Annotated in this window: 23 protein-coding genes; 3 read left to right on the forward strand and 20 right to left on the reverse strand. The window is 70.7% G+C overall.

What is annotated here, in order from left to right; all coding sequences use genetic code 11:
* Positions 1-83: 83 nt before the first annotated feature.
* Positions 84-1310, reverse strand: coding sequence for a sigma-54-dependent transcriptional regulator family protein (locus tag IRX98_RS00495; protein ID WP_224273114.1), 1227 nt, complete (start codon positions 1308-1310; stop codon positions 84-86).
* A gap of 190 nt (positions 1311-1500) precedes the next feature.
* Between IRX98_RS00495 and IRX98_RS00500 the strand changes: the two genes are divergently transcribed.
* A complete protein-coding gene (locus IRX98_RS00500) occupies positions 1501-2961 on the forward strand; it encodes an HNH endonuclease signature motif containing protein (protein ID WP_224273115.1) in 1461 nt (486 codons plus the stop codon).
* 510 nt (positions 2962-3471) lie between these two features.
* On the opposite strand, the gene IRX98_RS00505 is transcribed toward IRX98_RS00500, so the two are convergent.
* The 12 genes from IRX98_RS00505 to IRX98_RS00560 all read right to left on the reverse strand — a co-directional run bounded on the left by IRX98_RS00505 (position 3472) and on the right by IRX98_RS00560 (position 16238).
* The gene (locus tag IRX98_RS00505; RefSeq protein ID WP_224273117.1) at positions 3472-3783 is read right to left on the reverse strand and encodes a hypothetical protein; all 312 of its coding nucleotides are present in this window, start codon (positions 3781-3783) and stop codon (positions 3472-3474) included.
* Between the two features lie 67 nt (positions 3784-3850).
* Positions 3851-4750 (reverse strand): exonuclease/endonuclease/phosphatase family protein, encoded by a 900-nt coding sequence (locus tag IRX98_RS00510; RefSeq protein WP_224273119.1) that lies wholly within the window; start codon positions 4748-4750, stop codon positions 3851-3853.
* A gap of 65 nt (positions 4751-4815) precedes the next feature.
* Positions 4816-5949 (reverse strand): XdhC family protein, encoded by a 1134-nt coding sequence (locus IRX98_RS00515; protein WP_224273120.1) that lies wholly within the window; start codon positions 5947-5949, stop codon positions 4816-4818.
* Complete coding sequence (locus IRX98_RS00520) at positions 5942-7081, reverse strand: vWA domain-containing protein (RefSeq protein ID WP_224273121.1); 1140 nt, start codon at positions 7079-7081, stop codon at positions 5942-5944. Before IRX98_RS00520 ends, IRX98_RS00515 begins: the two co-directional genes overlap by 8 nt.
* Entirely contained in the window at positions 7078-7968 is an 891-nt protein-coding gene (locus IRX98_RS00525) for an AAA family ATPase (protein WP_372455975.1), read from the reverse strand. Before IRX98_RS00525 ends, IRX98_RS00520 begins: the two co-directional genes overlap by 4 nt.
* A gap of 54 nt (positions 7969-8022) precedes the next feature.
* The gene (locus IRX98_RS00530) at positions 8023-8568 is read right to left on the reverse strand and encodes a nucleotidyltransferase family protein (protein ID WP_224273122.1); all 546 of its coding nucleotides are present in this window, start codon (positions 8566-8568) and stop codon (positions 8023-8025) included.
* A gap of 16 nt (positions 8569-8584) precedes the next feature.
* On the reverse strand, positions 8585-8917 hold the full coding sequence (locus IRX98_RS00535) for a cupin domain-containing protein (protein ID WP_224273123.1): 333 nt from the start codon (positions 8915-8917) through the stop codon (positions 8585-8587).
* Positions 8918-8952: 35 nt separating this feature from the next.
* Positions 8953-9414 carry a hemerythrin domain-containing protein gene (locus IRX98_RS00540; protein WP_224273124.1) on the reverse strand — a complete coding sequence of 154 codons (462 nt, stop codon included), beginning with the start codon at positions 9412-9414 and terminating at the stop codon, positions 8953-8955.
* Positions 9415-9419: 5 nt separating this feature from the next.
* Positions 9420-10154, reverse strand: a complete 735-nt coding sequence (narI, locus tag IRX98_RS00545) for a respiratory nitrate reductase subunit gamma (protein ID WP_224273126.1) — start codon at positions 10152-10154, stop codon at positions 9420-9422.
* Positions 10151-10852 (reverse strand): nitrate reductase molybdenum cofactor assembly chaperone, encoded by a 702-nt coding sequence (gene narJ, locus IRX98_RS00550; protein ID WP_224273128.1) that lies wholly within the window; start codon positions 10850-10852, stop codon positions 10151-10153. Before narJ ends, narI begins: the two co-directional genes overlap by 4 nt.
* Positions 10852-12516 carry a nitrate reductase subunit beta gene (gene narH / locus IRX98_RS00555; protein ID WP_224273130.1) on the reverse strand — a complete coding sequence of 555 codons (1665 nt, stop codon included), beginning with the start codon at positions 12514-12516 and terminating at the stop codon, positions 10852-10854. The genes narJ and narH overlap by 1 nt, the downstream gene beginning before the upstream one ends.
* A gap of 20 nt (positions 12517-12536) precedes the next feature.
* On the reverse strand, positions 12537-16238 hold the full coding sequence (locus IRX98_RS00560) for a nitrate reductase subunit alpha (protein ID WP_224273132.1): 3702 nt from the start codon (positions 16236-16238) through the stop codon (positions 12537-12539).
* Between the two features lie 222 nt (positions 16239-16460).
* On the opposite strand from IRX98_RS00560, the gene IRX98_RS00565 reads away from it, so the two are divergent.
* Together IRX98_RS00565 and IRX98_RS00570 are read left to right on the forward strand one after the other, a co-directional pair.
* Positions 16461-17801: an MFS transporter gene (locus tag IRX98_RS00565; protein WP_224273134.1), complete on the forward strand. Its 1341-nt coding sequence runs from the start codon at positions 16461-16463 to the stop codon at positions 17799-17801.
* Positions 17798-19195, forward strand: coding sequence for an MFS transporter (locus tag IRX98_RS00570; protein ID WP_224273136.1), 1398 nt, complete (start codon positions 17798-17800; stop codon positions 19193-19195). Before IRX98_RS00565 ends, IRX98_RS00570 begins: the two co-directional genes overlap by 4 nt.
* A gap of 13 nt (positions 19196-19208) precedes the next feature.
* Here the strand turns inward: IRX98_RS00570 and IRX98_RS00575 are convergent, their stop codons facing one another.
* From IRX98_RS00575 to IRX98_RS00605, 7 genes are all read right to left on the reverse strand, one after another.
* Positions 19209-19724: a hypothetical protein gene (locus IRX98_RS00575; protein ID WP_224273138.1), complete on the reverse strand. Its 516-nt coding sequence runs from the start codon at positions 19722-19724 to the stop codon at positions 19209-19211.
* A 41-nt stretch (positions 19725-19765) separates the two neighbouring features.
* On the reverse strand, positions 19766-20434 hold the full coding sequence (locus IRX98_RS00580; protein WP_224273140.1) for a hypothetical protein: 669 nt from the start codon (positions 20432-20434) through the stop codon (positions 19766-19768).
* A 234-nt stretch (positions 20435-20668) separates the two neighbouring features.
* A complete protein-coding gene (gene groL / locus IRX98_RS00585; RefSeq protein ID WP_224273142.1) occupies positions 20669-22303 on the reverse strand; it encodes a chaperonin GroEL in 1635 nt (544 codons plus the stop codon).
* Positions 22304-22554: 251 nt separating this feature from the next.
* Positions 22555-24039 (reverse strand): pilus assembly protein, encoded by a 1485-nt coding sequence (locus IRX98_RS00590; protein ID WP_224273143.1) that lies wholly within the window; start codon positions 24037-24039, stop codon positions 22555-22557.
* Positions 24039-24368 carry a TadE/TadG family type IV pilus assembly protein gene (locus IRX98_RS00595; RefSeq protein WP_235744544.1) on the reverse strand — a complete coding sequence of 110 codons (330 nt, stop codon included), beginning with the start codon at positions 24366-24368 and terminating at the stop codon, positions 24039-24041. Before IRX98_RS00595 ends, IRX98_RS00590 begins: the two co-directional genes overlap by 1 nt.
* On the reverse strand, positions 24292-25509 hold the full coding sequence (locus IRX98_RS00600; protein ID WP_224273144.1) for an ATP-grasp domain-containing protein: 1218 nt from the start codon (positions 25507-25509) through the stop codon (positions 24292-24294). The genes IRX98_RS00595 and IRX98_RS00600 overlap by 77 nt, the downstream gene beginning before the upstream one ends.
* Complete coding sequence (locus IRX98_RS00605) at positions 25506-26363, reverse strand: hypothetical protein (protein WP_224273145.1); 858 nt, start codon at positions 26361-26363, stop codon at positions 25506-25508. The genes IRX98_RS00600 and IRX98_RS00605 overlap by 4 nt, the downstream gene beginning before the upstream one ends.
* Between the last annotated feature and the right edge of the window lie 6 nt (positions 26364-26369).

Genomic DNA, 26369 nt, shown 5'->3' on the forward strand with positions numbered 1-26369 from the left:
AGTCCAGTGTGAGGCGGGTCACGTTGGAGCCGAACCTAGGTCGCGGTGGTTGGTCGGAGGTAGGTCGGTCTGGTCAGCCCGTCTCAGCGCGCCGACGCGAGCTTGCCCTTCAGCAGCGGGGCGATCGGGTGGTGCACCGGCAGGGACGCCAGGCAGGCCTCGACGACGGCGGTGTCGTAGGGCGCGAGCTCGCTGTAGCGCAGCACGGCGTCGGGGTCCGGGTGCGCCAGCAACGCCTCCCGGACGCTCACCGCGAGGTAGTCGCCCATCTGCACCAGCGCCGGGGAGTCGGTGCCGGGCAGCAGGTCGCCACCGTAGGCGCGCACGGCAGCGCGTACGTCGCCGCGGCGCAGCAGCCGCTGCACCTCCTCGATGTCGGTCGCCACCGGCATCGTCAGCCGGTAAGGGCGCGAGGACAGCTGGCCGGACAGGGCGGCGCGCAGGTGCGAGACCTCGGCCTTGAGCGTCGAGGTGGTGACCGCCGAGTCGCCGTAGAGCAGCGCGTGGAGGTGCTCGACCGAGAGCCCCTCGGGGTGCAGCGCGAGCAGCGCGAGGATCTCGGTCTGGCGCCGGTTGAGCAGCAGCCGCTGGCCGTCGAGCCACACCTCCGCCGTGCCGAGGAGCGTCAGCGTGAGGCCGGGGTCGCTGGGCCCGGCGGCCCCCACGTGCGTCGTACGCCGGTCGGCGGGCAGGGCACCCTCGATCAGCCGGGCCATCACCCGTGCCGTTGCGAGGCCGATCGGGTGCGTGCGGTCCCACGTGGTCGACAGGTCGATCACGCCCAGGGAGCGACCGGTCGCGGGGTCGAAGACGGGAGCGGCCCAGCACACCCAGTTGTGCACGACCTCGGCGTAGTGCTCGGCGCTGAACACCATCGACGGTGCGGCAGTGCGTCCCGCGATGGCGAGCGCGTTGGTGCCGACGCTGGCCTCGTCCCAGCGACCGCCCGGAACGAAGTTGACCGTCTCGGCCTTGCGACGCATCACGCGACCGCCATAGGTCCACAGGATGCGGGTCTGCTCGTCGGTGACCGCGATGACGAGGTCGCCGTCCTCGGCGGTCCGACGCAGCTCGTCCTGGACCCGCTGGACCGCGGTCTGCAGGGGCGAGGTGTTCCAGAACTCCGCCGTGTCGCCCTCGTCGGCGAGCGGCGCCTCGGTCACGGTCGGCGAGACCACGCCCGAGAGCTGCCAGCTGCGCAGGATCTCGGGCCGGACGGCGGCCTCGGCCTCCTCCTCGCCGGCGGACACGAACTGCGTCCAGGCGCGCACCGCCCTCACGCGGCGGGCGTGCAGGTCATCGCTGGTCATGGCCACTCCTGATGAGTCGCGGCCAACATAGCCCGGGTGTGATGAGCGCAACAGGGAACGCGTCATCCACTCGCTCGGACGCGTGGCCGAATCAGCCCGCGCCTGGCTCCACTCGGCGGTCGAGTAGCCCGCGAGGAACGAGCGGGCGTATCGAGACCTACTGTCGGTGGGCTCCCATAGGATCGAACGCATGATCGAGACGTTGGCAGGACCCGGAGCAGGTGAGGTCGCGGACCTCACCGCTTCCGACCTGCTCGCGCTCGCCCGCGACTCGAAGTCCGCCGAGGACCGCGCCGCCGCGGAGCTCCTCGAGGTCGCCGCCCGGTGGGCCGACCTGCACCCACCCGAGTCGATCCACGACGCGTCGTCGTTCATGGTCCCGGGGTGCGAGCACGCGGAACCCATCGCCGGTCCGGGTACGCCGTTGGTCGCGGAGTTCTGCGTCGCCGAGCTCGGCACGGTCCTCGGGATCTCCTCGACCGCGGCGAAGAAGCTCATCGGCCACGCCCTCGAGCTGCGCCACCGCCTCCCGCGCCTATGGGGCCAGGTCCACGCCGGACGCGTCCCTGCGTGGCGTGCGCGTGCCGTCGCCGAGGTGACGATCCATTCGACGCCAGCGTTGACGGTCGAGGCGGCCCGGTTCGTCGACGCCCAGGTCGCCGCCGTCGCGGGGAAGATCGGCCCCGCGCAGCTGGACCGACTCGTGGCGGAGGCGATCAAGCGCTACGACCTCGCCGACGCCGACCCGGCCGCGGACCCGGAAGACGGTTACCTCCACGTGGACCCGCGCCACGTCACCATCCACGACCAGGACGTGCACTTCGCCGGGACCGTGCGGCTCGAGGCCGAGGTCGACCTCGCCGACGGGCTCGACCTCCACCAGGCCCTCGCTCACGGAGCCGCCGCCCAGAAGGCCCTCGGGTCCGAGCTGCCGCTCGACGCACGTCGGGCGAAGGCGCTGGGTGACCTGGCGCGGACGCAGACCGCCCTCGACCTCCACGACTCTGCTGGTGGTCGACCAGCTAGCGACTCGGCTGGTGGTCGAGTAGCCGGTGAGGAACGAGCCGGCGTATCGAGACCAGACCTCCCCGCCGCTCGCGAGGTCGTCCTCCACGCGCACTTCGACGCCAGCCTGTCCGGCGACACCGCCGTGTTCGGCCCGACCGGGAGGCTCGAGGAAGGCCAGCGACTCCTCCTGCTCGAGCAGCTCAGGTCCTGGTGCCTCGATTCGCGGACGAAGGTCACGGTCAAGCCCGTCATCGACCTCAACCAGGAGAAGGCAGCACCGGGTTACGATATCCCGGACCGGATCCGCGAGCACGTGGCTCTCCGCGATCGCGTGTGCGTCTTTCCGTGGTGCAGTCGACCAGCGCGGGGGTGCGACGTCGACCACGTCATCGAGTACGACCACAACGCCGAGGCGGAGGGCAGACCTCAGCCCGGACCGACGGAGACCGAGAACCTCGGGGCCTTGTGCCGGTTCCACCACCGCCTCAAGACCCACTCCGCCTGGCGCTACGAGATGACCGCGCCCGGGGTGTTCGAGTGGACCAGCCCTCATGGGCACCGTTACCGCCGCGACCGTGACGGCACCACTGCACTCGACCCACCGGACCCCGGCCCACCGGGAATCCCGTCACCCCGAAGATGACCCCGCCCCACACCCCGCCGCCTGCCAGGTGGCGGGGTCGCAGACATGGCCGGGGCCATGCGGGCGGCGGCTTCTCGTACCCTCACTGACGTGGCCAACGAGACTCGATGCTTGCACTCGCACCCGCCGCAAATGTAGGTAGTGGTGCAGGAGGGCCTAGCAGCGGAAGGCGTCGTGGTGTTCGTCTCACACTTGGACTGGGCGTCTGTCTCAGGCGCGTCCTGGGGTAGCCGTCGGGACCCGTTCGACGTGTGCGCGCTCATCCCGACATGGGGGCATCACTCGCCGTCGTGCCACGCCGCCTCGAACTCGTCTGAGCTGATCCAAACGAACGGCCAGCTGTCATCGGCGTCACACACACGTGCCTGACCGAGACCGCCGTACTCATCGGTCTCATGCGCTGGGCCATAGCGAAGCGATGGGCCGGAGTCGTAGACCTCGACCTGGCGAACCGGCCACGTGTCAGAGTCCACCTCGAGGAACCAGGTCGAAGGCCCCCAGTGGGCGTACTCATCGCCTCGCGACTCCTGCCAGCGGAACTTCACCCAACGGTTCGCCATGACCGCAGCCTTCCACGCGAACGCCCGGGTCAGCCGCGATGCGCCACGTCTGCCCGCGTCGGGGCGGCGCGGGAGACGATGTGCGCATGCTCATCGTCCGAGTCACGACGACGAGGGCGACGATCTTGACCAGTTCGACTTCCTCGTCGCGGACATCGAACGACCGGTCCGCGGTCCGGAGCGCCTTGCTGATGCCGGCGTTCAGAGCACTGACGAAAGGCTGCTTCTTCGCCGCGCACGGTGCACGACTCACGTCCGACACGCGACAGAGTGAGCCTGACGAAATCCCTGAGTTGCCGCGGAACCCCGACCGTCGTGAGCCGCCCCGCTCAGCGCTTGCGCGCGAAGGTGGCGACGATGCCCGGGTGGTCGGTGACCAGGTCGCGGTAGGAGCGGTAGGAACGGATGCGGAAGTCCGAGGCGCGCTCGCCCATCACGTAGTCGATGCCCGACCCGCCCTTGCGACCGGTGTAGTTGGTCTCCAGGCGCAGCGGCCGGGTGATCCGGCCCTTCACGAGGTGGTCGGTGGTGTCGCGGTTCTCGGTGACGTTGCAGTCGCACATCCCGACGAACTGGTGCGCCTCGGGAGCGTCCTGGGCGATGAAGCGGACCCGGGCCGCCATCCGCCACATGGCCTCGACGCCGCCGCGGTTGGCCCAGTTGGGACCGCCTGTGCGCCGGTTGTGGAGGTGGTTGGGCAGGTGGAAGCTCACCGCGCGGATGACGTGACCGCTCGCACGATTCCGAAGCACTGCCACCACGCCGTACTGGTCGTGGGCGATCCGGCCGGTCTGACGCCGCCAGGTCTTGCCGGTGAGGAGGGCCGACCAGGTCTTCTCGAGCTCCCAGACGTCCTTGTCGAACGCGATCGGGTTGTCGTCGGTGCCGGTCGGGCCGTCCGGCATCAGCAGCGTCCACGACTTCGGCAGCGACGCACGCAGCGCCGGCCGGCTGAACAGCCGCTCCTGGAACCCGATGACCGAGGCGCCACCGCTCAGGACCCGACCGATGTCGTGCCGCATGCCCGGCACCCGCATCCCCTTGCGCAGGTTGAGCGTGGCCACCGTGAAGCGGCCGGCGGGGCCTGCGGCCGCCGCCTGCGAGCGCTCCTGCTCACGCGCCTCGGCTGCCGACGCGCCCGGCGAGACACCGGTGATCAGCAGCAGGGCCGCGAGGAGGAGTGCGGTCGACCGGACGAGGACACGGGGCAACGCGGCTGGAAAAAACATCCCGGAGACCATAGGTCGGGTCACCCGAAAGGGCCAATTCGCCGCTCGTTGAACGTCCGCACCCGTCAGTCGTCGTGGTGGATGCGCCCCTCGGTCGCGGCGAGCCGCTCGCCTGACCCGCCCCACTGGCGGGCCACGATCTCCGCGGCGATCGACACGGCCGTCTCCTCGGGCGTGCGCGCCCCCAGGTCGAGGCCGATCGGCGAGGAGAGCAGCGCGAGCTCGGCGTCGCGGAGCCCCGCCTCGACCAGCCGCGCCATCCGCTCCTCGTGCGTGCGCCGTGAGCCCATGGCGCCGATGTAGCCCGGGCGGACGTCGTCGTCGAGACGCAGCGCGACCTCGAGCAGCGGAACGTCGAACTTCGGGTCGTGGGTGAGGACCGCGAGGACGGTGCGGCGGTCGATGCGCCCGGCGTCGAGCTCGGCACTGAGGTAGCGGTGCGGCCAGTCGACGACCACCTCGTCGGCGCCCGGGAAGCGCGAGCTCGTCGCGAAGACGGGCCGCGCGTCGCACACCGTGACGTGGTAGCCGAGGAACGACCCCACCTTGGCGACGGCGGCAGCGAAGTCGATGGCACCGAAGACCAGCATGCGCGGCTTGGGCGCGAAGCCCCACACGAAGACCCGCATCCCCTCGCCGCGGCGCTCGCCGTCGGGCCCGTAGGTCAGCGTCGCGTTGGTGCCGGCGGCCAGCAGGCCGAGGGCGTCGTCGTGGACGGCCGCGTCGGCCCGTGGCGAGCCGAGGCTGCCGTCGGCGGGGACGTCGGGGCGTACGACCATGCGCCGGCCCACCCACGCAGGGTCGGGGTGCTCGATGACGGTCGCGAGCGCCACCGGTCGCCCGGCCTCGATGTCGGCGGCCACGTCACCCAGCTGCGGGAAGGTCTCGCGCGAGACCTGCTCGACGAAGACGTCCAGGATCCCGCCGCAGGTCAGCCCGACCGCGAAGGCGTCGTCGTCGGAGACGCCGTACCTCTCCAGCACCGGCTCCCCCGAGGCCACCACCGTCTGGGCGAGCTCGTAGACCGCGCCCTCGACGCAGCCACCGGACACCGAGCCGACGGCCGACTCGTCGGGCCCGACCAGCATCGAGGCGCCGGCGGGGCGGGGCGCGGACCGGAAGGTCGCGACCACGGTGCCGACGCCGATCGTCTCGCCGGCCTCCCACCACTGCATCAGCTCGGGCAGCACGTCACGCACGTGCGATCACCTCCGTGAGGTCGGCGAAGGTCGCCAGGGAGTGCCCGGCGAGGAAGTCGTCGCAGTGGGGCAGCGCCGCCACGACGCCGCCCTGGAGCGGCTCGTAGCCCGCCTTGCCGCGGTGCGGGTTGACCCACACGACGCGGTGGGCGATGCGCTGCAGCCGGGCCATCTGCTCGCCGAGCAGGGCCGCGTCGCCGCGCTCCCACCCGTCGCTGAAGACGACCACGACCGCCCCGCGGGCCATCCCGCGCTGGCCCCAGCGGTCGAGGAAGACCTGCAGCGTCTCGCCCAGGCGCGTGCCGCCCGACCAGTCCGGCACCACCTCGCCGGCGGCCGCGAGGGCGCGGTCAGGGTCGGGCGAGCGCAGGGCACGGGTGACGTGGGTGAGGCGCGTGCCGACGGTGAAGGTCTCGACCGTGCCGCCGCCGGCACGCGCCGATTGGGTCAGCCGGTGCGACAGGCGCAGCAGCGCGTCGGCGTACGCCGTCATGGAGCCGCTCACGTCGAGCAGCAGCACCACCCGGCGTGGCCGGATCCCGCGGCGGCGCCAGGCGATCTCGCCGGGCTCCCCCATCTGGCGCAGCGAGTGCCGCAGCGTGCGCGAGGCGTCGACCTGGCCGCGGTGCCACCTCCGGTGCCGGGCCGTACGCCGACTCGGCGGGCGCAGCGAGAGCCGGACGAACATCCCGGCCAGGCGCCGCTTCTCGGCAGCGTCGAGCGAGGCCACGTCGCGGTGGCGGAGCACCTCCGCCGCGGAGGCCGCGGCCCGCACCACCTCGGCGTCCTCGTCGTCGCCACCGCCGCTGGTCTCGGTGTCGGGCAGCATGTGGGCCGTCGCCGGCTGCGAGGCCTCCCGCGGCCGGGCGGTCGGCAGGCCGTCGCGCGTGTCGAACCACGCGGCGAAGACCTGGTCGTGGCGGGCGAGGTCGTCGGGCGAGCTGCACAGCGTCGCGCGCCCGGCCCAGTAGGTCGCCTGCCGGTCGTCGGCCCCCACCTCGGCGACGGCGGCGAGGTAGCCCATCGCCCGGTCCTGCGTCACCGCGACGCCGGAGGCGCGCAGGGCGCGCGCGAAACCGAGCAGCACCTCGTCCGCGGCGTGCGGCTCGGCGGTCGTCGACACGGGGCTCATCTCGCCAGCATCCGGTCCAGCGCGGCCTTCACCCGGTCGGCGTCCTCGCGGTACTTCAGCAGCGCACCGAGGGTCGCAGCGGCGGACGCCAGGTCCAGCTCGGCGGCCCCGAGGTAGGTCAGCGCCCGCGCCCAGTCGAGGGTCTCCGCGACGCCGGGCGGCTTGAGCAGGTCGTCGCGGGCGCGCAGCTGCTGGACCAGGCCGACGACCTGGCGGGCCAGGGTCTCGCTGACCTCGGGGGCACGCGAGCGGACGATCTGCACCTCGCGGTCCAGGCCCGGGTGGTCGATCCAGTGATAGAGGCAGCGCCGCTTCAGCGCGTCGTGCAGCTCGCGGGTGCGGTTGGAGGTGAGCACCACGAGCGGCGGCTCGGGGGCGGTGACGGTGCCGAACTCGGGGATGGTGACCTGCCACGTCGAGAGCACCTCGAGCAGGAAGGCCTCGAACTCGTCGTCGGCGCGGTCCACCTCGTCGACCAGCAGCACCGCCGGAGCCTGGCGCAGCGCGGCGAGCACCGGTCGCGCGAGCAGGAAGCGCTCGTCGTACAGGCTCTTCTCGGCCTCGTCGGAGTCGACGTCGCCGGCGGCCTCCAGGGCGCGCAGGTGCAGGATCTGGCGCGGGAAGTCCCAGTCGTAGAGCGCCTGGCTGGCGTCGATCCCCTCGTAGCACTGCAGGCGCACCAGCGGCAGGTCGAGGCTCTGCGCGAGGGCCTCGGCGAGGGCGGTCTTGCCGGTGCCCGGCTCGCCCTCCAGCAGCAGCGGCCGCTGCATCCGCGAGGCCAGGAAGACGACCGTGGCCAGCTCCTGGTCGGCGAGGTACCCGGTGGCGCCGAGCCGGGCGGCCACGTCTGCGGCGGAGTCCATCGCTCGGTCCATGCCTTGGTCCATGGCGTCAGGCTACGACCCGGCACGTTGGCCGGACGTTGGGTCGGCGGACAGGCCTCAGCGCGCGTCGACGTCGGCGCCGGTGGCCAGGTCGCCGCACTCGACCAGCGCGACCTCGTGGGAGGCGAGGTAGTCGCGCGCACCACGGTCACCGGTCGAGGTCTCGACCACCCCGGCCCAGTGCTCGCGCCCGAGCAGCACCGGGTGCCCCGGCACCCCGTCGTACGCCGCCCGCGCGAGGACGTCAGGCCCGGTGGCAGCCGCGACGAGGCGGGCCACGACGGCCGCGTCGACGTCGGGCAGGTCGACCAGCGACACGAGCGCGACGTCGTGGTCGGTCGGGTCGAGGGCGAGGAGCCCAGCGCGCAACGAGGCGCCCATCCCCTCGGCCCAGTCGTCGGCGCGGACCCGCGAGACCGACATCGGCAGCAGCGCGGCAGCCCGCTCCGCCTCGGCGCCGAGCACGACCACGATCTCCGCGCAGGGCCGCAGCGCCTGCACGGACCGGAGCAGCCACGACGTGCCGTCGGGCTCGCGAGCCAGCGCCTTCGGGCCGCCGAAGCGACGCCCGGCGCCGGCAGCGAGGAGGAGCCCGACCGTCATGGCGCCACGCTACGGGTCAGGCGCGTGACGCGACGGTGAGCAGCACCGCCGCGTCGGTCACGGCGTGCAGGTCGTGCCGGTGCGGCGGGATCACCAGGTGGTCGCCGGCGCTGCCCTCCCACGCGTCCCCACCGGCCGTGAGCCGCACCGTGCCGAGGAGGACCTGCAGGGTCGCCTCCCCCGGCGCCTCGTGCTCACCGAGGGACCGGCCGGCCGCCAGGGCGATCAGGGTCTGCCGGAGGTCGTGCTCGCGCCCGCCGAAGACGGTCACCGCCGCCCGCCCGCTGCTCGCCTCCCGGGCCTCGGCGAGCTGGTCGTCGACCAGGCTGGTCAGGGATGTCGATTCCATGTGCGGTGTCCTCACGTGATGCGGTGGCAGTGGGCTCAGGTGGTCAGGAACGTCGGCGTCTCGCGGTGCGCCTCTGCCACGGTGTCCCACCCGGAGGCGCCCAGGGTGACCACCGAGACCGGGAAGATCCCGAGGTTCTCGCGCTCGACGTGCTCCTCGAGCGACTCCAGGAACGCGAGGACCCGGGTGCCGAAGGAGGGGTCCGCGGGGTCGAGGTCCGCGATCGCGCCGTCGAGGTCGCGGTGCTCGCCCTCGAGCTCGGCGACCTCCTCGCTCCAGTCCCCCTGAGCGCGGAGCGCGGCGAAGATGCCGACCTCCTCACGGTGGACGTGCGGGTCCAGATGGCTGGCGAGATGCTGCAGCCGGGCGACGGTCGCGGCCCGGTCACCGGAGAGGAGCGCGGTGCGTACGTCGCCCGCGTCCTCGATGATCGCGTCGTGCTCCTCCATCAGCTCGCGGACGGCCGGGACCGTGCGACAGCCGCAGTACTCGCACACGTCCCTCACCCCACCCGGTCCCAGCCGCGCCGCGTCGGCGTGCTGCCGGGCTGGCCGGGGCGGGAGTCGCGGGAGCGGTAGACGATGTAGGGGCGGGTCAGGTAGCCGATGGGTGCGGAGAACACGTGCACCAGCCGGGTGAACGGCCAGAGCGCGAAGAGCCCGAACGCGACGAGGGCGTGGAGCTTGAACCCGATCGGCGCCTCGGCCATCAGCTCGGCGTCGGGCTGGAAGGCCAGGAACGAGCGGTACCAGACCGAGACGCCCTCGCGGTAGTTGTACTCCCCTCCGAGGCTGAAGATCGACCCGGCGATCGTGTTCCACATCCCCAGCACGATGGCGGCGGCCAGGAAGGCGTACATCACCTTGTCCATCACGGTGGTCGCGGAGAACACCGGGCCGACGGTGCGGCGGCGGTAGATCAGGATCACCATGCCCACGAGCGCCATGAAGCCGGCGACGAGCCCGCCGCCGACAGCGGCGTAGTGGTAGAGGTGGTCGTCGATCCCGACTGCCTCGGTCCACGACCGGGGGATGAGCAGCCCGATGACGTGGCCGCCGACCACGCCGAGCATCCCGAAGTGGAACAGCGGCGAGCCCAGCCGCAGGAGCCGGTCCTCGTAGAGCTGGGAGGACCGCGTGGTCCAGCCGAACTTGTCGTAGCGGTATCGCCAGACGTGGCCGACCGCGAAGACCGCGAGGCACAGGTAGGGGACGATCACCCAGAGGAACACGGTCATCGGGGGGCTCCTACGGGGATGGTCGCGGTGGAGATGAGGGCCGGGCCGGTGGACAGGGCCGGGTCCGCGCCGTAGCCGGACAGTCCGACCTCCTCGGCAGGGGGGCCCTGCTCGACGAGACGGCGTACGGCCTCGGCCTCGTCGCCGGCCAGCTCGCGCAGGGTGCCCGAGACGGCCGCCAGGGCACCCGCCCACGGCGAGCCCACCGAGCCGTCGTCGTTGCGCCAGCCGGCGAGGGCGATGCGCAGCATCTCCACCCCCGCCCGGTGGTCCTCCAGCAGCTGGCGCGCGATCGCCACGTCGACGGTGGCGCCGAACTGGAGCACGGCGCACAGGTGGTCGGGCAGCTCGCCGTGCTCCTCGGACCACTCGACGCCCCCGCGGCGGTAGGCCTCCTTGAAGGCCACGAGCGCCGCGCCCCGCCTGCGCGTGTCGCCGTAGGCGAAGTAGGTGAGGTAGAGCGCGCACTTGCGGGTGTGGTCGAAGGTGGCGACGTAGTCCTGCTGCAGCTCTGCGAGGGTCCGCCCCCGCATGTGATCGATGAGCGGCACGAGGTGGGGGTCGTCGGCGACCAGTGCCTCGAGCTCGTCGAGGGAGGAGACCAGCTCCTCGGTCGGGTAGTCGAGCAGGACCGAGCAGACGGCCCAGGTCCTCGCCGCGTCCTCGCGGCGACTGTGGGTGCTCCTGCGCCGGAACATCACCGCTCGCCTCCGTCCTCACGTGGGGGGAACAAGCCCTCGGGTGTCCCCTTGCCGTCCCAGTTGAGCAGGTTCACCCGAGACGACTTGTCGTCCGGTGAGGCGACCGTGTCAGCGGTCTGCCGGTCCTGGAGCATCCGGAAGTTCTCCACCGCGACCGGCGTCGGGTAGCCCGCACCCTCGCCCAGCAGCGCCTGGTCGTAGTACGAGCCGGCGGCGTCGAAGTCGACCGAGCAATCGGTGGCCAGCTCCTCGAGCGCGTGGGCCTGCTCCGCGTGGGCCGGAGGGATGACGTAGCGATCGGCGTACTTGGCGATCGCCAGCAGGCGGAACATCTCGTACATCTCCTCCTCGGTCATGCCGACGGCGGCGGGGATGGACGGGTCGGTCTCACGCCCCAGGTTGATGTCGCGCATGTAGGACCGCATCGCGGCGAGCTTCTTGAGCACCCCGGTCACGGGCTCGACGTCGCCCGCGGTGAAGAGGTTGGCGAGGTACTCGACGGGGATCCGCAGGGTGTCGATCGCGGCGAACAGGTTGCTCCGGTCCTCCGCGTCCACGCCGGTCTCCTTGACCACGTCCACCACGGGCGACAACGGCGGGATGTACCAGACCATCGGCATCGTGCGGTACTCCGGGTGCAGGGGCAGTGCGACCTTGTAGTCGGTGATCAGCCGCAGCACCGGCGACTTCTTCGCCGCCTCGATCCAGTCCGCCTCGATGCCCGCCGCGAGGGCCGCTCGCTCGACCTCGGGGTCCCGGGGGTCGAGGAAGACCTTGCGCTGCGCCTCGTAGAGGGCGTGCTCGTCCTCGACCGCGGCAGCCTCGAGGACCGCGTCGGCGTCGTAGAGCATCAGCCCGATGTAGCGCAGCCGACCCACACAGGTCTCCGAGCACACGGTCGGGATCCCGACCTCGATGCGCGGGTAGCAGAACGTGCACTTCTCGGCCTTGCCGGTCTTGTGGTTGAAGTAGACCTTCTTGTACGGGCAGCCCGAGACGCACATCCGCCAGCCGCGGCAGCGGTCCTGGTCGACCAGGACGATGCCGTCCTCCTCGCGCTTGTAGATCGCGCCGCTGGGGCACGACGCGGCGCAGGAGGGGTTGAGGCAGTGCTCGCAGATGCGCGGCAGGTAGAACATGAAGGTCTCCTCGAACTCGAGCTTGACCTTGTCCTCGATGCCCTTGAACATCACGTCGCGCGCCGCGTGCTCCAGCGAGCCGCCGAGGTCGTCGTCCCAGTTGGCCGACCACTCGACGTTCATGTTCTTGCCGGAGATCAGGCTCTTGGGCCGGGCCACCGGGAACGTGTCGGTCTGCGGCGAGTTGAGGAGCGTCTCGTAGTCATAGGTCCACGGCTCGTAGTAGTCCTCGATCGAGGGCAGCTTGGGGTTGGAGAAGATGGTGAACAGCTTCTTCCACCGACCACCCGCGCGGAGGTCGAGGCGGCCGTTGGGCTTGCGGACCCACCCGCCCTGCCACTCGTCCTGGTCCTCGTACGTCCTGGGGTAGCCCAGGCCGGGCCGGGTCTCGACGTTGTTGAACCAGACGTACTCCATGCCGGTCCGGTTGGTCCAGGCCTGCTTGCAGGTCACCGAGCAGGTGTGGCACCCGATGCACTTGTCGAGGTTCATCACCATGGCCATCTGAGCCATCACGCGCATGTCAGTCGCTCCTCGTCCGCTCAGTACTCGACCGGGGCGGTCCGCTTGCGGATCATCGTGACCTCGTCGCGGTTGTTGCCGATCGGTCCGATGTAGTTGAAGAAGTAGGCGAGCTGGGCATAGCCACCCACGATGTGGTTGGGCTTCATCAGCACGCGCGTGAGGCTGTTGTGGATGCCCCCACGCTTGCCGTCGCGCTCGGTGAGGGGCACGTCGATGAGCCGGTCCTGTGCGTGGTGCATGTACACCGTTCCTTCCGGCATCCGGTGGCTCACGATGGCCCGTGCAGCGACGACGCCGTTGCGGTTGACCATCTCGATCCAGTCGTTGTCCTTGATCCCGACCTTGGCCGCGTCACGGTCCGAGACCCAGACCGACTGCCCGCCGCGCGAGAGCGAGAGCATGAACAGGTTGTCCTGGTACTCGGAGTGGATGGACCACTTGTTGTGCGGGGTCAGGTAGCGCACCGAGACGCCGAGCTCGTTCTGCTCGCCGATGGGGGCCTCGCCGAAGAGCGCCGTCATGTTGAGCGGCGGCCGGTAGACCGGGAGCATCTCGCCCATCCCCAGGAACCAGTCGTGGTCGACGTAGAACTGCTGGCGACCGGTCAGGGTGTGGAAGGGCTTCTTCCGCTCGATGTTGATCGTGAACGGGCTGTAGCGCCGCCCGCCCGACTCCGAGCCGGACCACTCCGGCGAGGTGATCACCGGCACCGGCGCGACCTGGGTGTCGGCGAAGGTGATCTGCTTGCCCTCGTGCTCGGCAGCGAGGTCGGCGAGCTCCGTGCCGGTCCGCTTCTCCAGGAACCGGAAGCCCTGCGTCGCGAGGTGCCCGTTCGAGACGCCGGCGAGGTGGAGCATCGCGTCGGCCATCTGGACGTCCGTCTCGACCCGGGGCTGGCCGGCGCCGGCGCCGCTGCGCGCGACACCGTTGCGGGTGCGCAGGATCTCGACCTCCCGCTTGACGTCGTAGGCGACGCCCTTGGTGAGCATGCCGACCTTCTCCAGCAGCGGGCCGATTGACGTCATCTTCTCGTAGACCGCGGTGTAGTCCCGCTCGGCCACGGCGATCACCGGCATGGTCTTGCCGGGGATCGGGTCGACCTCCCCGGTCTTCCAGTCCTGCACCACGCCGTGCTCGCTCGCCATCGCCTCCGGGGTGTCGTGCCACAGCGGCTTGGCGATCACGTCCTTGCGCGTCCCCAGGTGGTCGACCGCCAGCTCGGAGAACTTCTTCGCGATGACCTTCCAGGTGTCCCAGTCGGACTTGGTCTGCCACGGCGGGGCGATGGCGGGGTTGAAGGAGTGCACGAACGGGTGCATGTCGGTGGTCGACAGGTCGTGCTTCTCGTACCAGGTCGCCGCCGGCAGCACGACGTCGCTGAAGATCGTCGACGAGGTCATCCGGAAGTCGATCGTCATCAGCAGGTCGAGGCGGCCCTCGGCCGCCTTCTCGGCCCACACCACGTCCTGCGGCCGCTGGTCGGGCGGCGCCTCCACCGCGGTCGCGGCCGAGTCGGTGCCGAGCAGGTGGCGCAGGAAGTACTCGTTGCCCTTGGCCGAGGAGCCGAGCAGGTTCGAGCGCCACAACGACAGGATCCGCGGGTGGTTGTCCTCGTGCTCGGGGTCCTCCACCGCGAAGCGGAGGGTGCCGGCCTTCAGCTCGGAGGCGACGTACGCCGGCGCGTCCATCCCCGCCGCCTCGGCGTCGTCGGCGAGCTGCAGGCTGCTGCGGTCGAACGTCGGGTACGACGGCGACCACCCCAGTCGCACCGACTGGGCCAGCAGGTCCATCACCGACCGTCCCGCGAAGACCCCCGTCCCGGCGTCGAGGTCGTCGGCGCTGAACGTGTCGTAGCGGTACTGGGAGGTGTTCACGTACCAGTACGCCGCCTGGTTCATGTGGCGCGGCGGGCGGTGCCAGTCCAGGGCGAAGGCCATGTGCTGGAAGCCCATGATCGGGCGGATCTTCTCCTGCCCGACGTAGTGCGCCCAGCCGCCGCCGTTGCGTCCCTGCGTGCCGGTGATCGTGGTGAGCAGCAGGATCGCGCGGTAGATCTGGTCGGAGTGGAACCAGTGGTTGACCCCCGCCCCGAGCAGGATCATCCCGCGCCCGTTGCTGTCGATGGCGTTCTGCGCCCACTCCCGCGCCAGGCGGGTGACCTGGCTCGCGGGGACACCGGTGTGCTGCTCCTGCCACGCCGGGGTGGCCGGCACGGCGGGGTCGTCGTAGCCGTGCGGGTCCGACTCGTCGGTGCGCGGCCACTGGCCCGGCAGGCCCTCGCGCGCCACGCCGTACTGGGCGAGCAGCAGGTCGAGCACGGTCGTGACGACGCGGTCACCGACGCGGGCGACCGGGACACCGCGCCGCTCGTGGACGACCTTGCCGTCGGCCGCGTCGAAGCGCGGGAGCTCGAGCTCGACGGCCTCGCGGGTGCCGCCCTGGTGGTCGCGGTACATGCTCAGCGCCGGGTCGATGTCGCCCAGCTCGAGGTTCCACTTCCCGATGCCCTCCTCGCCGAAGCGGTCCCCGATCGAGCCGTGCGGGATCCGCACCTCGCCGGTGCCGGCGTCGATGAGCGCGGGCTTCCACATGGCGTTCTCGCTCGTCCCGCCCAGGTCGCCCTCGACGAGGAACTTGCCGGGGCGGTACGAGCCGTCCGGGGAGGGCTCGAGGCACACCAGGTGCGGCAGGTCGGTGAACTGCTTGGTGTAGTCGGCGAAGAAGGGCGTGGTGGCGTCGACGAAGAACTCCTTGAGGATGACGTGCCCCATCCCCATCGCGAGCGCGCCGTCGGTGCCGGGCGCCGGGCTGACCCACTCGTCGGCGAACTTCACGCTCTCGGCGTAGTCGGGCGCGACGGCGATGACCTTCTGGCCGCGGTAGCGCGCCTCGGTCATCCAGTGCGCGTCCGGCGTACGCGTGGTCGGGACGTTGGAGCCCCACATCATCAGGTATCCCGCGTCCCACCAGTCGCCCGACTCCGGGACGTCTGTCTGGTCGCCGAACATCTGCGGTGAGGCGTTGGGAAGGTCGGCGTACCAGTCGTAGAACGACAGCATCGGGGCGCCGATGAGCTCGAGGAAGCGCGAGCCCGAGGAGTAGGAGACCGGTGACATGGCGGGGATCGGCGAGAACCCAGCGATCCGGTCGGGCCCCCATCGCTTGACGGTGTAGACGTGGGCCGCAGCGATGATCTCGGCGACCTCGTCCCACGACGCGCGGACCAGGCCGCCCTTGCCCCGGGCCTTCTTGTACGCCCGCGCCTTCTCCTCGTCCTGCACGATCGAGCCCCAGGCCACGACCGGGTCGCCGTGCTGCTGCTTGGCCGCGCGGTACAGGTCGAGCAGCACGCCGCGGACGTAGGGGTAGCGCACCCGGGTGGGGCTGTAGGTGTACCAGCTGAACGCGGCGCCGCGCGGGCAGCCGCGGGGCTCGTACTCGGGACGGTCGGCCCCGGCGCTCGGGTAGTCGGTCTGCTGCGCCTCCCAGGTGATGATCCCGTCCTTGACGTAGACCTTCCACGAGCAGGACCCGGTGCAGTTCACCCCGTGCGTCGAGCGGACCACCTTGTCGTGGCTCCACCGGTCCCGGTAGAACACGTCACCCTCGCGCCCGCCCTTCTTGTGCAGGCTGCGCTGGTCCTCGCTCACCTCGGCCTTGGTGAAGAAGCGGCGCCCACCGATCAGGGCCCTCTGCAGCTGGTTCTCGAGGTCGGTCACGTGGACGCCTTTCGGTCCGATGGTCTGCTCAGCACGCACAGCGGGGCGACCCCGCAGCTCGACCCTAGGGGGGCCGATCGGTCCCCGGCCACCCCCTCGACCGAGTCAGGGACTAGGTCCCGCCGATCCGGGACCTAGGTCCTGACAGATGCCGAGACGGTTCCGAACCGTCCTAGATTCCGCCATGGTGGACAGCGTCCGCCCCGACCCGAAGGGACCCAGATGAGCGACACGACCACTGGTCGGAGCCGGGTGCTGTGGCTGTCCACGGTGGCGTTCACGCTGATGTTCGCCGTGTGGCTGATGTTCGGGATCCTCGGCAAACCGATCCAGACGGAGTTCGGGCTGACCGAGGTGCAGCTCTCATGGGTGGTCGCGGTGGCGGCGCTGAACGGGTCGCTGTGGCGGCTGCCGACAGGCATGCTCACGGACCGGATCGGCGGCCGCAAGGTGCTGACGGCCCTGCTGCTCGCGACCGCCGTGCCGGCCTTCCTCGTCTCCCGCGTCGAGTCCTACGCGATGCTCCTCGTGCTCGCCTTCCTCGTCGGCTTCGCCGGCAACGCCTTCTCCGCCGGCATCGCGTGGAACTCGGCGTGGCAGCCGCGTGAGCACCAGGGATTCGCCCTCGGCCTCTTCGGCGCCGGCAACGTCGGCGCCTCCGTCACCAAGTTCATCGGACCGCCGCTGATCGCCGGCACCGCCGGGGCGACCTACTTCGGGTTCGTCGACGGCGGGTGGCGGCTCGTGCCTGTCGTGTACGCCGTCCTGCTGGTCGTGATGGCCGCGCTGGTGTGGTTCGGCACGCCGAGCGAGGACCGGGCTCCCGGCACGGGCCGGCCGCTGCGCGAGCAGGTGCGTCCGCTGCGCCTGGTGCGGGTGTGGCGCTTCAGCCTCTACTACGTGGCCGTCTTCGGCGCGTACGTCGCCCTGGCTGCGTGGCTGCCCACCTACTACATGGACAACTTCGACGTGACGCTGCAGACCGCTGCCCTGCTCACCGCGACCTACATCTTCCCCGCGTCGCTGTTGAGGCCCTTCGGCGGATCGCTCTCCGACCGGTTCGGGGCTCGTCGGGTCATCTACTGGACCTTCGCGGCCATGCTCGTCACGAACGGACTGCTGATGATGCCGAACGGCCACATCGTCATCAGCCACCCGGACGGCTCGCAGACGCAGCACCTCGCCTACTCCTTGGGACTGGTCCCCTTCGCCGTCCTGGTCTTCCTCCTGGGCTGCGCGATGGGGATCGGCAAGGCAGCCGTCTTCAAGCACATCCCCGAGTACTTCCCCCACGACGTCGGCGCCGTCGGCGGCCTGGTGGGGATGCTGGGCGGGCTGGGGGGCTTCGTCCTCCCACCGTTGTTCGCCTACACCAAGTCCTGGTCGGGTTTCCCGTCCAGCACCTTCTTCGTCCTGTTCGTGCTCACGGCGGTGTGCGCCGTGTGGATGCACTGGACGGTCGTCCACATGCTCCACCAGGAGTCCCCCGAGCTGGCCCGCCACCTGGAGAGCCCGCCCTCCGAGAATCCTGTCGTCCGAGCGCCCGAGGAGGCACTGGCATGAGCACCACCCGAGAGACCCGGTCCGGCGGCGAGTGGCTGGAGTCCTGGGACCCCGAGAACGAGGAGACCTGGGACAAGCCGCTCGCGTGGCGGACGCTCTGGGTGACCACTTTCGCCCTGTTCCTCGCGTTCGTCGCCTGGTTCCTGCCCAGCGCCCTGATCCCCAAGCTCAACCCGCTCGGCTACAGCTTCAGCACCAACCAGCTCTACTGGATGGCGGCGATGCCCGGGCTCTCGGCCGGTCTCTTCCGCCTGGTCTGGATGCTCCTGCCTCCCCTGATGGGGACGCGCAAGATGGTCACCCTCACGTCGCTGCTGCTGATCTTCTCCACGCTGGGCTGGGGGGTGCGCGTCCAGGAACCGACGGCGCCCTACTGGGAGCTGATGGTGCTGGCCTTCCTGGCCGGCATCGGCGGTGGCGCGTTCTCCGGGTTCATGCCCAGCACCTCCTACTTCTTCCCGAAGTCCAAGCAGGGCACGGCCCTCGGCCTGCAGGCCGGGCTCGGCAACTTCGGCGTCTCGGCGGTGCAGCTGCTCACGCCGTACTTCATCGGCTTCTCGGCGCTCGCGTTCTTCGGAAGCACCCAGTCCATCTCGATGCCGGGCGCTGCGGCTCAAGACGTGTGGTACCAGAACGCCGCGTTCATCTGGATCCCCCTGATGGTCCTCTCGTCGGTGCTCGCCTGGACGATGCTCAAGTCGGTGCCGATCAAGGCCAACGTGCGCCAGCAGTTCGACATCTTCGGCAACGTGGACACGTGGCTGATGACGCTGCTCTACATCATGACGTTCGGCACGTTCTCCGGCCTGGCCGCCCAGTTCGGCCTCCTCATGGCGAACCTCTACGGCATCGGCAACGCCGACATCGTCTCCGGCACCGGCGCCGAGGCACAGGTGCTCATCGACGGCTACGCCGTCCCCGACGTGGTGAAGTACGTCTTCCTCGGGCCGCTGGTCGGAGCCGGGGCGCGGGTGCTCTTCGCGCCGTTGACGGACCGGACGGGGGGTGCGGTGTGGACGCTCGTCTCGGGCGTGGGACTGATCGTCTCGATCGCGTTCACCCTGCCCGCGCTGACCCCGGACGCCAGCTCGGCCGCCGCGTTGGAGCGCGACTTCGACCAGTTCCTGTGGGGGATGCTCGCGATCTTCCTGTTCGCCGGGATCGGCAACGCCTCGACCTTCAAGCAGATGCCGATGATCTTCGAGAAGCGGCAGGCCGGTGGCGTGATCGGCTGGACTGCCGCGATCGCGGCCTTCGGCCCCTTCTTCTTCGGGATCGGCGTCACCACGCTCGGCCCGACGACCTTCTACGCCATCGGCATCGCGTGGGCGGTGATGTGCGTGGCCATCACCTGGAGCCGCTACGCCCGCAAGGGAGCTCCGAAGCCGAGCTGACGCGGACGGAGGATCAGCCCCCGAAGGCCTCGGCGTAGAGCGCCTGCATCTCGGCGTTGTCCTCCCCGGAGTAGCCGCACAGCGTCACCCGGTCGCCGTCGGCGCTCACGAGGTAGGACCGGCCCTCCTGGAAGTCGACGGCCAGCAGCAGGTCCTGCAGCTGCTCGCTCGGCGAGGTGACGGTCACGGTGTCCGCGCCGTCGCCACCGGCGTACCACTCGTCGACGCTCAGCGTGGCCGTGCCGTCGTCGAGGGCGGTGACCGTGCCGGCGAAGGCGGTGTCGAAGGTGGCCAGCGTGTCGGGGACCGGGACCGCGCACTTGGCGGCCGCCGCACCGTCGGCGGTGAGGGCCAGGGTGCCCGCGTCGTCCGGGCCGGGCTCGCTCGTGGCCGTCCCGGTCGGGCTCGTCGAGGTGTCGTCCGACGCGCGCTCGGCGCCGTCGTCGTCGCCGCCGCAGGCCGTGAGGCCGGAGAGGACGACGAGGGGTACGACGAGCAGGGTGCGGACTCGGCTGGTCTGTCGGCTCATACTCGTTCGGACGCGGCGAGTGCCCGTCGGGTTCCCGGCGGTCACCGGCCCTCGTCCTCCTCCTCGACCCGCCGCTTGAGGCGTCCGACGCCGGGGATCTTGCCCAGGATCTCGTTGAGCTCGCGCGAGACGTCGAGGAGCTCGTGGAGGTCGGGTGCCACCGAGCCCAGGCTGGCCATGATCGGCAGGATGTCGCGCTCGACCTGCAGCGTCACCGCCGGCAGGTGGTCGATGAGGGTCACGAGCGCCGCGACCTCTTCCGGGTGCGTGGTGTCGGCGAGCGTACGCAGCGTGGGCTCGAGCGTCGTCAGCGACGGCTCGAGGAGGTCGATGAGGACCGCCGCCCGACCCACCTGCACACCGGCGCCGTCCACCACACCGCCCACGCGCGCCACCTCCGCGGTCGCCGCATCCACGACACCGCCCACGCGAGCCACCTCCGCGGTCGCCGCATCCACCACCGTGCCGACTCGGGCCACCTCCGCGGTCGCCGCATCCACCACCGTGCCGACTCGGGCCACCTCGGCCGTCGCCGCGTCCGCGACCGCCTCCACCCGGTCCACGATGCCGGACGCGCGCGCGACCAGCGCCTCGGCCTGGTCGAGCAGGGCCAGCACCCGCGGCACGGCCCCGAGCAGCGCCTCGACCTGCTCGCCACCTCGTTCGAGGGCGGAGAGGACGTCACGGGGGCCGGGAACGGGGAGGCGCATGGGCCATTGATACCAGCGGGTGCCCCGAGGGACCTCGAGCCGGCTCGGAGGCCCGGAACGGCAGCAGGGCCACCGCCGGAGCGGGGGCCCTGCTGGTGATGCTGTGTTGACCAAGTCGGCTGACCTGATCGTTGCCTGACGTGTGTGTCCGCAAGGCGGCGCCGCGAAGGCGCCCTTGGAGCGAAGCGGGGCGTCGAGCGGCGCCAACGCCGCGGACACTCCGTCAGGCGGCGATCAGAAGTCCATGCCGCCCATGCCGCCCATCCCGCCGTCGCCGCCACCCATGGCCGGCGCCTTCTCCGGCTTGTCGGCCACGACGGCCTCCGTGGTGAGGAACAGCGCGGCGATGGACGCAGCGTTCTGCAGGGCGGAGCGCGTGACCTTGGCCGGGTCGATGATGCCCTCGGCGATCATGTCGACGTACTCACCGGTCGCGGCGTTGAGGCCGTGACCGGCCTCCAGGTTCGCGACCTTCTCCGCCACGACGCCGCCCTCGAGGCCGGCGTTGATGGCGATCTGCTTGAGCGGGGCGGAGGTCGCGACGCGGACGATGTTCGCGCCGGTGGCCTCGTCACCGGTCAGGTCGAGCTTGTCGAACGCGGTGGCAGCAGCCTGGACGAGCGCCACGCCACCTCCGGCGACGATGCCCTCCTCGACCGCGGCCTTGGCGTTGCGGACAGCGTCCTCGATGCGGTGCTTGCGCTCCTTGAGCTCGACCTCGGTGGCCGCGCCGACCTTGATGACGGCCACGCCGCCGGCCAGCTTGGCGAGGCGCTCCTGGAGCTTCTCGCGGTCGTAGTCGGAGTCCGACTTCTCGATCTCGGCGCGGATCTGGTTGACCCGGCCCTCGATCTGGCCCTGGTCGCCCGAGCCCTCGACGATGGTGGTCTCGTCCTTGGTGATGACGACCTTGCGGGCCTGGCCGAGCAGCTCGAGACCGGCCGACTCGAGCTTGAGGCCGACCTCCTCGGAGATGACCTGGCCGCCGGTGAGGATCGCGATGTCCTGCAGCATGGCCTTGCGGCGGTCACCGAAGCCCGGGGCCTTGACGGCCACGGAGCGGAAGGTGCCCTTGATCTTGTTGACCACCAGGGTCGACAGCGCCTCGCCGTCGACGTCCTCGGCGATGATCAGCAGCGGCTTGCCGGACTGCATGACCTTCTCCAGCAGCGGGAGCAGGTCCTTGACCGTCGACACCTTGGAGTTGGCGATGAGGACGTAGGGGTCCTCCAGCACGGCCTCCATGCGCTCGAGGTCGGTGGCGAAGTAGGCCGAGATGTAGCCCTTGTCGAAGCGCATGCCCTCGGTCAGCTCGAGGTCCAGCCCGAAGGTGTTGGACTCCTCGACGGTGATGACGCCTTCCTTGCCGACCTTGTCCATCGCCTCGGCGATGATCTCGCCGACGGTGGTGTCAGCGGCCGAGATGGAGGCGGTGGAGGCGATCTGCTCCTTGGTCTCGACGTCCTTCGCCATCACGAGCAGCTGCTCGGACACGGCGGCGACGGCGGCCTCGATGCCGCGCTTGAGACCCATCGGGTTCGCGCCGGCCGCGACGTTGCGCAGGCCCTCGCGCACCATGGCCTGGGCCAGGACGGTCGCCGTCGTCGTGCCGTCACCGGCGACGTCGTCGGTCTTCTTGGCGACCTCCTTGACCAGCTCGGCGCCGATCTTCTCGTAGGGGTCCTCCAGCTCGATCTCCTTGGCGATCGAGACACCGTCGTTGGTGATCGTGGGGGCGCCCCACTTCTTCTCCAGGACGACGTTGCGGCCCTTGGGGCCGAGGGTGACCTTCACCGCGTCGGCGAGGGTGTTCATCCCTCGCTCGAGGCCGCGGCGGGCCTCCTCGTTGAAAGCAATCAGCTTGGCCATATCGCGTGCGATTCCTATCGACGTGAGTCTGTGTGTCGACGCCAGGCGGGCTGCCCGCGACGGACGGCCCGCTCCGCCGGCGATCCATTCACGCCGGCTTCTGCAGACCTCAGCGTCACCTGGGTCGTTGTCACTCTCGTGACGAGAGTGCCAGCATCATGTTTAGCACTCGACCCCCGAGAGTGCAAACGCCGAAGCGCAGGTGGAACGGCCCCGTGGCCCGCCCCGCCCGCGTCCTCCCCGACAGGACCTCAGGGCATCTCGATGAGCCGGATGCTCTCGGTGACGGCGACGATCGCCGTGGCGAAGATCGGACCGAGCTCCGAGCCCGAGACGGCGCAGAAGTAGTAGTCGCCGTCCTTGTTCTCCGCGACCCGCTCGGCGTTCGACGAGCAGTCGCTCTCGGCCTTGCTGGGCGCCCCGCTCGGACCGGGCGACGCCGCCTTCGCCAGGTAGTCGCGCACCCACGGCGACCGCGGGTCCCGCTTGTACCCGCCCGAGGTGATCGGCTTCTCACACGGCGCGTCGTTGGCGTCGCCGAACCCGATCACCAGCACGGTGATGTTGTTGTCCTTGGCGTACTGCGCGACCTGGTTGAAGTTGTCGCAGCCGTCCTTGCCGTTGCCGTTGCCGTAGAAGTTGCGGTCGGCCCCGAGGTCGTCGCTGGTGTCGAGCGACGCCGAGCCGCTCGCCAACAGCTCGTCGGGCTGGCCGTCGGTCTCGAAGATGATGACCTTCTTCGGCGTGCCCGGCCGCTTCGGTAGGGACGACAGGTTGTTGGGCTGCTTGCCGAGCAGGTAGCGCGCGGCTCCCTTCATCGCCGAGGCCAGGTGGGTGCCGTACGACTTCGTCGCCAGATCCTGCACGGCCCCGCTTGGCATGCACTGCACGCCCTTGACCAGCTTGCTGGAGCTGTTGATCGCGGAGTCGCGGTTGGCCTTGTAGTCGTTGGTGAAGGGCACCGCGATCCAGTCTCCGCCGGTGACCCCGTCCGACTTCTCTGTGGCAGCGGTGGCGCACGACGCCGTGGCCTTGCTCTTGTGCAGCGCCCCGAAGGCGACGTAGTGCAGCGTGGGGTCCATGACCCCGAGGCTGTCCACGATCGCGGTCTTCATCTCTTCGCGGTCGGAGTCCAGCATGCTCGTGGTGCGGTCGGCCATGATGACGATGTCCATCGGGTTGGGCAGGGTTTCGCCGCACGAGCCCTTGCAGGCCGCGGACGTCACCGACCCGGTGGAGCCCTTGTTCTGGCCGATGATGGGCGCGAAGTCGTAGTCGACGTCCTTGGCGTCACTGACCCGGATGGTGTTGCACCGCCCGGTGGTCGGACAGGGGATGGAGCAGATCTTGGTGTTGCAGCGCACGGTGGCGCTGTTGTAGGTCCCGGGGTCGCACGTCGCGGGGATCTGGCCGGCGGCGACCTGCTTGCTCGACCCGGTCGAGGCGACGACGCAGAACAGGTCGGTGTCGGGGGTCATCGTCGGGTCCTGGCGCTTGGCCATGGTGACCGCCCAGGTCTTGGCCGAGCTGCCGCTGGAGGGCAGCTCGAAGGCGCCGGCGTGGGCCGCGGAGTCGACGTGGTCGTGCAGCTTCTGCCGCTCCATCGACAGCGACGCGATGTCGACGGCCAGGGCCGCGCAGGCGAAGATCACGACGGCCAGCAGGCCGACCAGGATGGCGACCGCGCCCTCGTCGTCCGTGCGACCACGCGCCAGCCGCGTGCGCAGCGGGCGCATCACTCGATCCTCATCTGGCTGGTCTTGGTGAGCGTGAGCGTCGAGGAGATGGCCTTGCCGACCGGCGTCAGCCAGGCGTGCTGGTAGGTCGTGGTGACCACGGCGACGCCGCCGGTGGTGTGGTTGGCGTCCCACGAGCCGCAGGTGCCGCCCAGGGGCGTCTGGCAGGTGACGGTGACCGAGACCTTGCCCTCGAGGTCGGACAGCGCGTCGTTGACGACCTTGTCGACCTCGCTCCCGCTGGCGCTGAGGCTAGCTGCCCGCACTCCCTCGCGGGTGGCGTTGTTGAGCATCGTGTAGCGGTTGATCGCGAACCCGAAGTCGATCATCGCGAAGAGGATCGCCAGCAGGAGCGGTACGACGAGCGCGAACTCCACCGCTGATGCGCCGCGTTCGCCGCGGCGCCGTGAAATGGGCATGACAAGTCCCTCCCGCACGTGCGGAGCCGGAGTCGCCCCCTGCGCCGCACTGGATGAATCCCCCGGCCCCAGTGCCGGGTTCAGCCTGTCCTCGCCCCCAGACGGAGACAGGCTGGGGGGAACGTAGCGCAGCGGCGCCCGCCCTGACCCCGACGTGGCGAAACGTCTTGACCGACCGGTGGCGCGTGCGCGCCGCGACGAGGTCGGCAAAGGGCCCGGCGTTGGCCGGCGAGACGTCGAGGTAGAGCCCGGGCTCGATGAGCTCGAGCTCGCTGACGACCCACGCGTCCTCCCAGCGCAGGAGGTCGACGCGCAGGTAGTCCATCGGCCGCCCGAAGCGCACGGCGAGCGCGTCGTACGCCTGCATCACGAGGTCGCCGACGTCCCCGGTCTCGGCGGCACGCACCCGGCCGCCGAACTCCTCGTTCACTCGTACGTCGCCCTCGCCCGGCACCTTGTCGAAGCGCTGGGTGATCCTCCCGTCGAGGACGTAGACCGAGAGCTCGCCGTTCGTGCGGATGGACTCGACCAGCGGCTGGACGACCCAGGGGCCGTCGACCTCCGGGTAGTCCGGGTGGCTGCGGACGGGCCGTCCGAGCCGGTCGTCGTCGGGGTCGGTGACGACGAGGAGCCCGGCGCCACCCGCGCCGACGCGCGGCTTGACCACGGCGGTGCCGAAGTGGCGTACGCCGTCCGCGAGCCCTGCCCGGTCGTCGGCGAGCAGCGTCGGGACGACCGGCAGGTCGCCGAGGTCGGTGAGGTAGCGCTTGTCGTGGTTCCAGGCGAACACGTCGGCGCCGTTGAGCAGCCGGGACTGGTCGAGCGACTGCGCCCACCCGACGAACGCGCCGTGGCGGGTGACGTAGTCCCACGTCGAGCGCACCGCCACCAGGTCGGCGGCGGCCCAGTCGACCTCCGGGTCGTCCCAGCGCGCCCACGCGGCGTCGATCCCTCGCTCGACGAGAGCGGCGTCGAGCGCTGCGGCGCCGGGCTCCCCGTCGGGCAGGTCGGCGCTGGTGGCCAGCAGGACGGTCGGGAGGGCGGCGCTCATGCCTCGGGGAGCTCGGAGGCCCCGTAGAGCTGGTGGGCGACGGCGTCGCGGTTGGTGCCCTCGCGGTTGTCGCCCTTCTCGATGACGACGAGGTTGTGGTAGCAGTGCACGGCCCGCACCCACTGGTCGGTGTAGGTGGGCTCGTAGCCCTCGACGAGGAACTCCTCGTGGTTGAGGCCGTCGACGAGGTCCTTCACGAGGTCCATCGAGGTGCCCGGCGCGCGCGGGTCGAGCTGGCCGCCCCAGGCCGGCCAGTAGGACGTCTGGGTGTCCTCGATGCAGTAGATCGCGCCGTCGGGCAGCAGCGGGAAGAGGATCCGGAACGACTCGCGCACGTGGGCCGGGATGTGGCTGCCGTCGTCGATGACGACCATCGGGGCGCCGTGCTCGTCGATGATGCGCTGGAGGACCTCGGGGTCGGTCTGGTCGCCGAGGTAGGCGTGGATGTGGCCGCGGGTGAGCCACGTCTTGTCCTCGATGTCGAGGCCGACGATGGTCGCGCGCGGGAAGAACCAGCGCCACATCTTCATCGACGCACCGCTGCGGCGACGCTTCTTGTAGCCGCCGATGCCGAGCTCGAGCAGGGTGAAGGACTCGCGGCGCAGGTGCTGGAGGTGCCGCTCGTAGTGCGGCGTGTACTTGTGCACGCCCCACTTGTCGGTGCGGAACTCGATCGCGAGCTCGGTCAGGTTGCTCGCGAGCAGGCGACGCCGCCGCTCGGCCTTCGCATCGTCCGGCGCCGGAGCCGGCCCCCGGGAGGCCTGGCTGCGACCGGTCTTCCGGGCCGTCTTCTGAGCCGTCTTCTGGGCAGCCTTCTTGACCGCCTGGCCGGCTCGACGAGCAGTGGTGCGCACCCGGGA

The organism is Nocardioides lacusdianchii, from assembly GCF_020102855.1.
GTDB classification, from domain to species: domain Bacteria; phylum Actinomycetota; class Actinomycetes; order Propionibacteriales; family Nocardioidaceae; genus Nocardioides; species Nocardioides lacusdianchii.

Excerpts from the sequence above, each read along its gene's own strand:
- IRX98_RS00495 (WP_224273114.1), bottom strand. The coding sequence starts at position 1,310 with ATGACCAGCGATGACCTGCACGCCCGCCGCGTGAGGGCGGTGCGCGCC.
- IRX98_RS00500 (WP_224273115.1), top strand. The coding sequence starts at position 1,501 with ATGATCGAGACGTTGGCAGGACCCGGAGCAGGTGAGGTCGCGGACCTC.
- IRX98_RS00510 (WP_224273119.1), bottom strand. The coding sequence starts at position 4,750 with ATGTTTTTTCCAGCCGCGTTGCCCCGTGTCCTCGTCCGGTCGACCGCA.
- IRX98_RS00520 (WP_224273121.1), bottom strand. The coding sequence starts at position 7,081 with ATGAGCCCCGTGTCGACGACCGCCGAGCCGCACGCCGCGGACGAGGTG.
- IRX98_RS00525 (WP_372455975.1), bottom strand. The coding sequence starts at position 7,968 with ATGGACCAAGGCATGGACCGAGCGATGGACTCCGCCGCAGACGTGGCC.
- IRX98_RS00530 (WP_224273122.1), bottom strand. The coding sequence starts at position 8,568 with ATGACGGTCGGGCTCCTCCTCGCTGCCGGCGCCGGGCGTCGCTTCGGC.
- IRX98_RS00535 (WP_224273123.1), bottom strand. The coding sequence starts at position 8,917 with ATGGAATCGACATCCCTGACCAGCCTGGTCGACGACCAGCTCGCCGAG.
- narI (WP_224273126.1), bottom strand. The coding sequence starts at position 10,154 with ATGACCGTGTTCCTCTGGGTGATCGTCCCCTACCTGTGCCTCGCGGTC.
- narJ (WP_224273128.1), bottom strand. The coding sequence starts at position 10,852 with ATGTTCCGGCGCAGGAGCACCCACAGTCGCCGCGAGGACGCGGCGAGG.
- narH (WP_224273130.1), bottom strand. The coding sequence starts at position 12,516 with ATGCGCGTGATGGCTCAGATGGCCATGGTGATGAACCTCGACAAGTGC.
- IRX98_RS00565 (WP_224273134.1), top strand. The coding sequence starts at position 16,461 with ATGAGCGACACGACCACTGGTCGGAGCCGGGTGCTGTGGCTGTCCACG.
- IRX98_RS00570 (WP_224273136.1), top strand. The coding sequence starts at position 17,798 with ATGAGCACCACCCGAGAGACCCGGTCCGGCGGCGAGTGGCTGGAGTCC.
- IRX98_RS00575 (WP_224273138.1), bottom strand. The coding sequence starts at position 19,724 with ATGAGCCGACAGACCAGCCGAGTCCGCACCCTGCTCGTCGTACCCCTC.
- IRX98_RS00580 (WP_224273140.1), bottom strand. The coding sequence starts at position 20,434 with ATGCGCCTCCCCGTTCCCGGCCCCCGTGACGTCCTCTCCGCCCTCGAA.
- groL (WP_224273142.1), bottom strand. The coding sequence starts at position 22,303 with ATGGCCAAGCTGATTGCTTTCAACGAGGAGGCCCGCCGCGGCCTCGAG.
- IRX98_RS00590 (WP_224273143.1), bottom strand. The coding sequence starts at position 24,039 with ATGCGCCCGCTGCGCACGCGGCTGGCGCGTGGTCGCACGGACGACGAG.
- IRX98_RS00595 (WP_235744544.1), bottom strand. The coding sequence starts at position 24,368 with ATGATCGACTTCGGGTTCGCGATCAACCGCTACACGATGCTCAACAAC.
- IRX98_RS00600 (WP_224273144.1), bottom strand. The coding sequence starts at position 25,509 with ATGAGCGCCGCCCTCCCGACCGTCCTGCTGGCCACCAGCGCCGACCTG.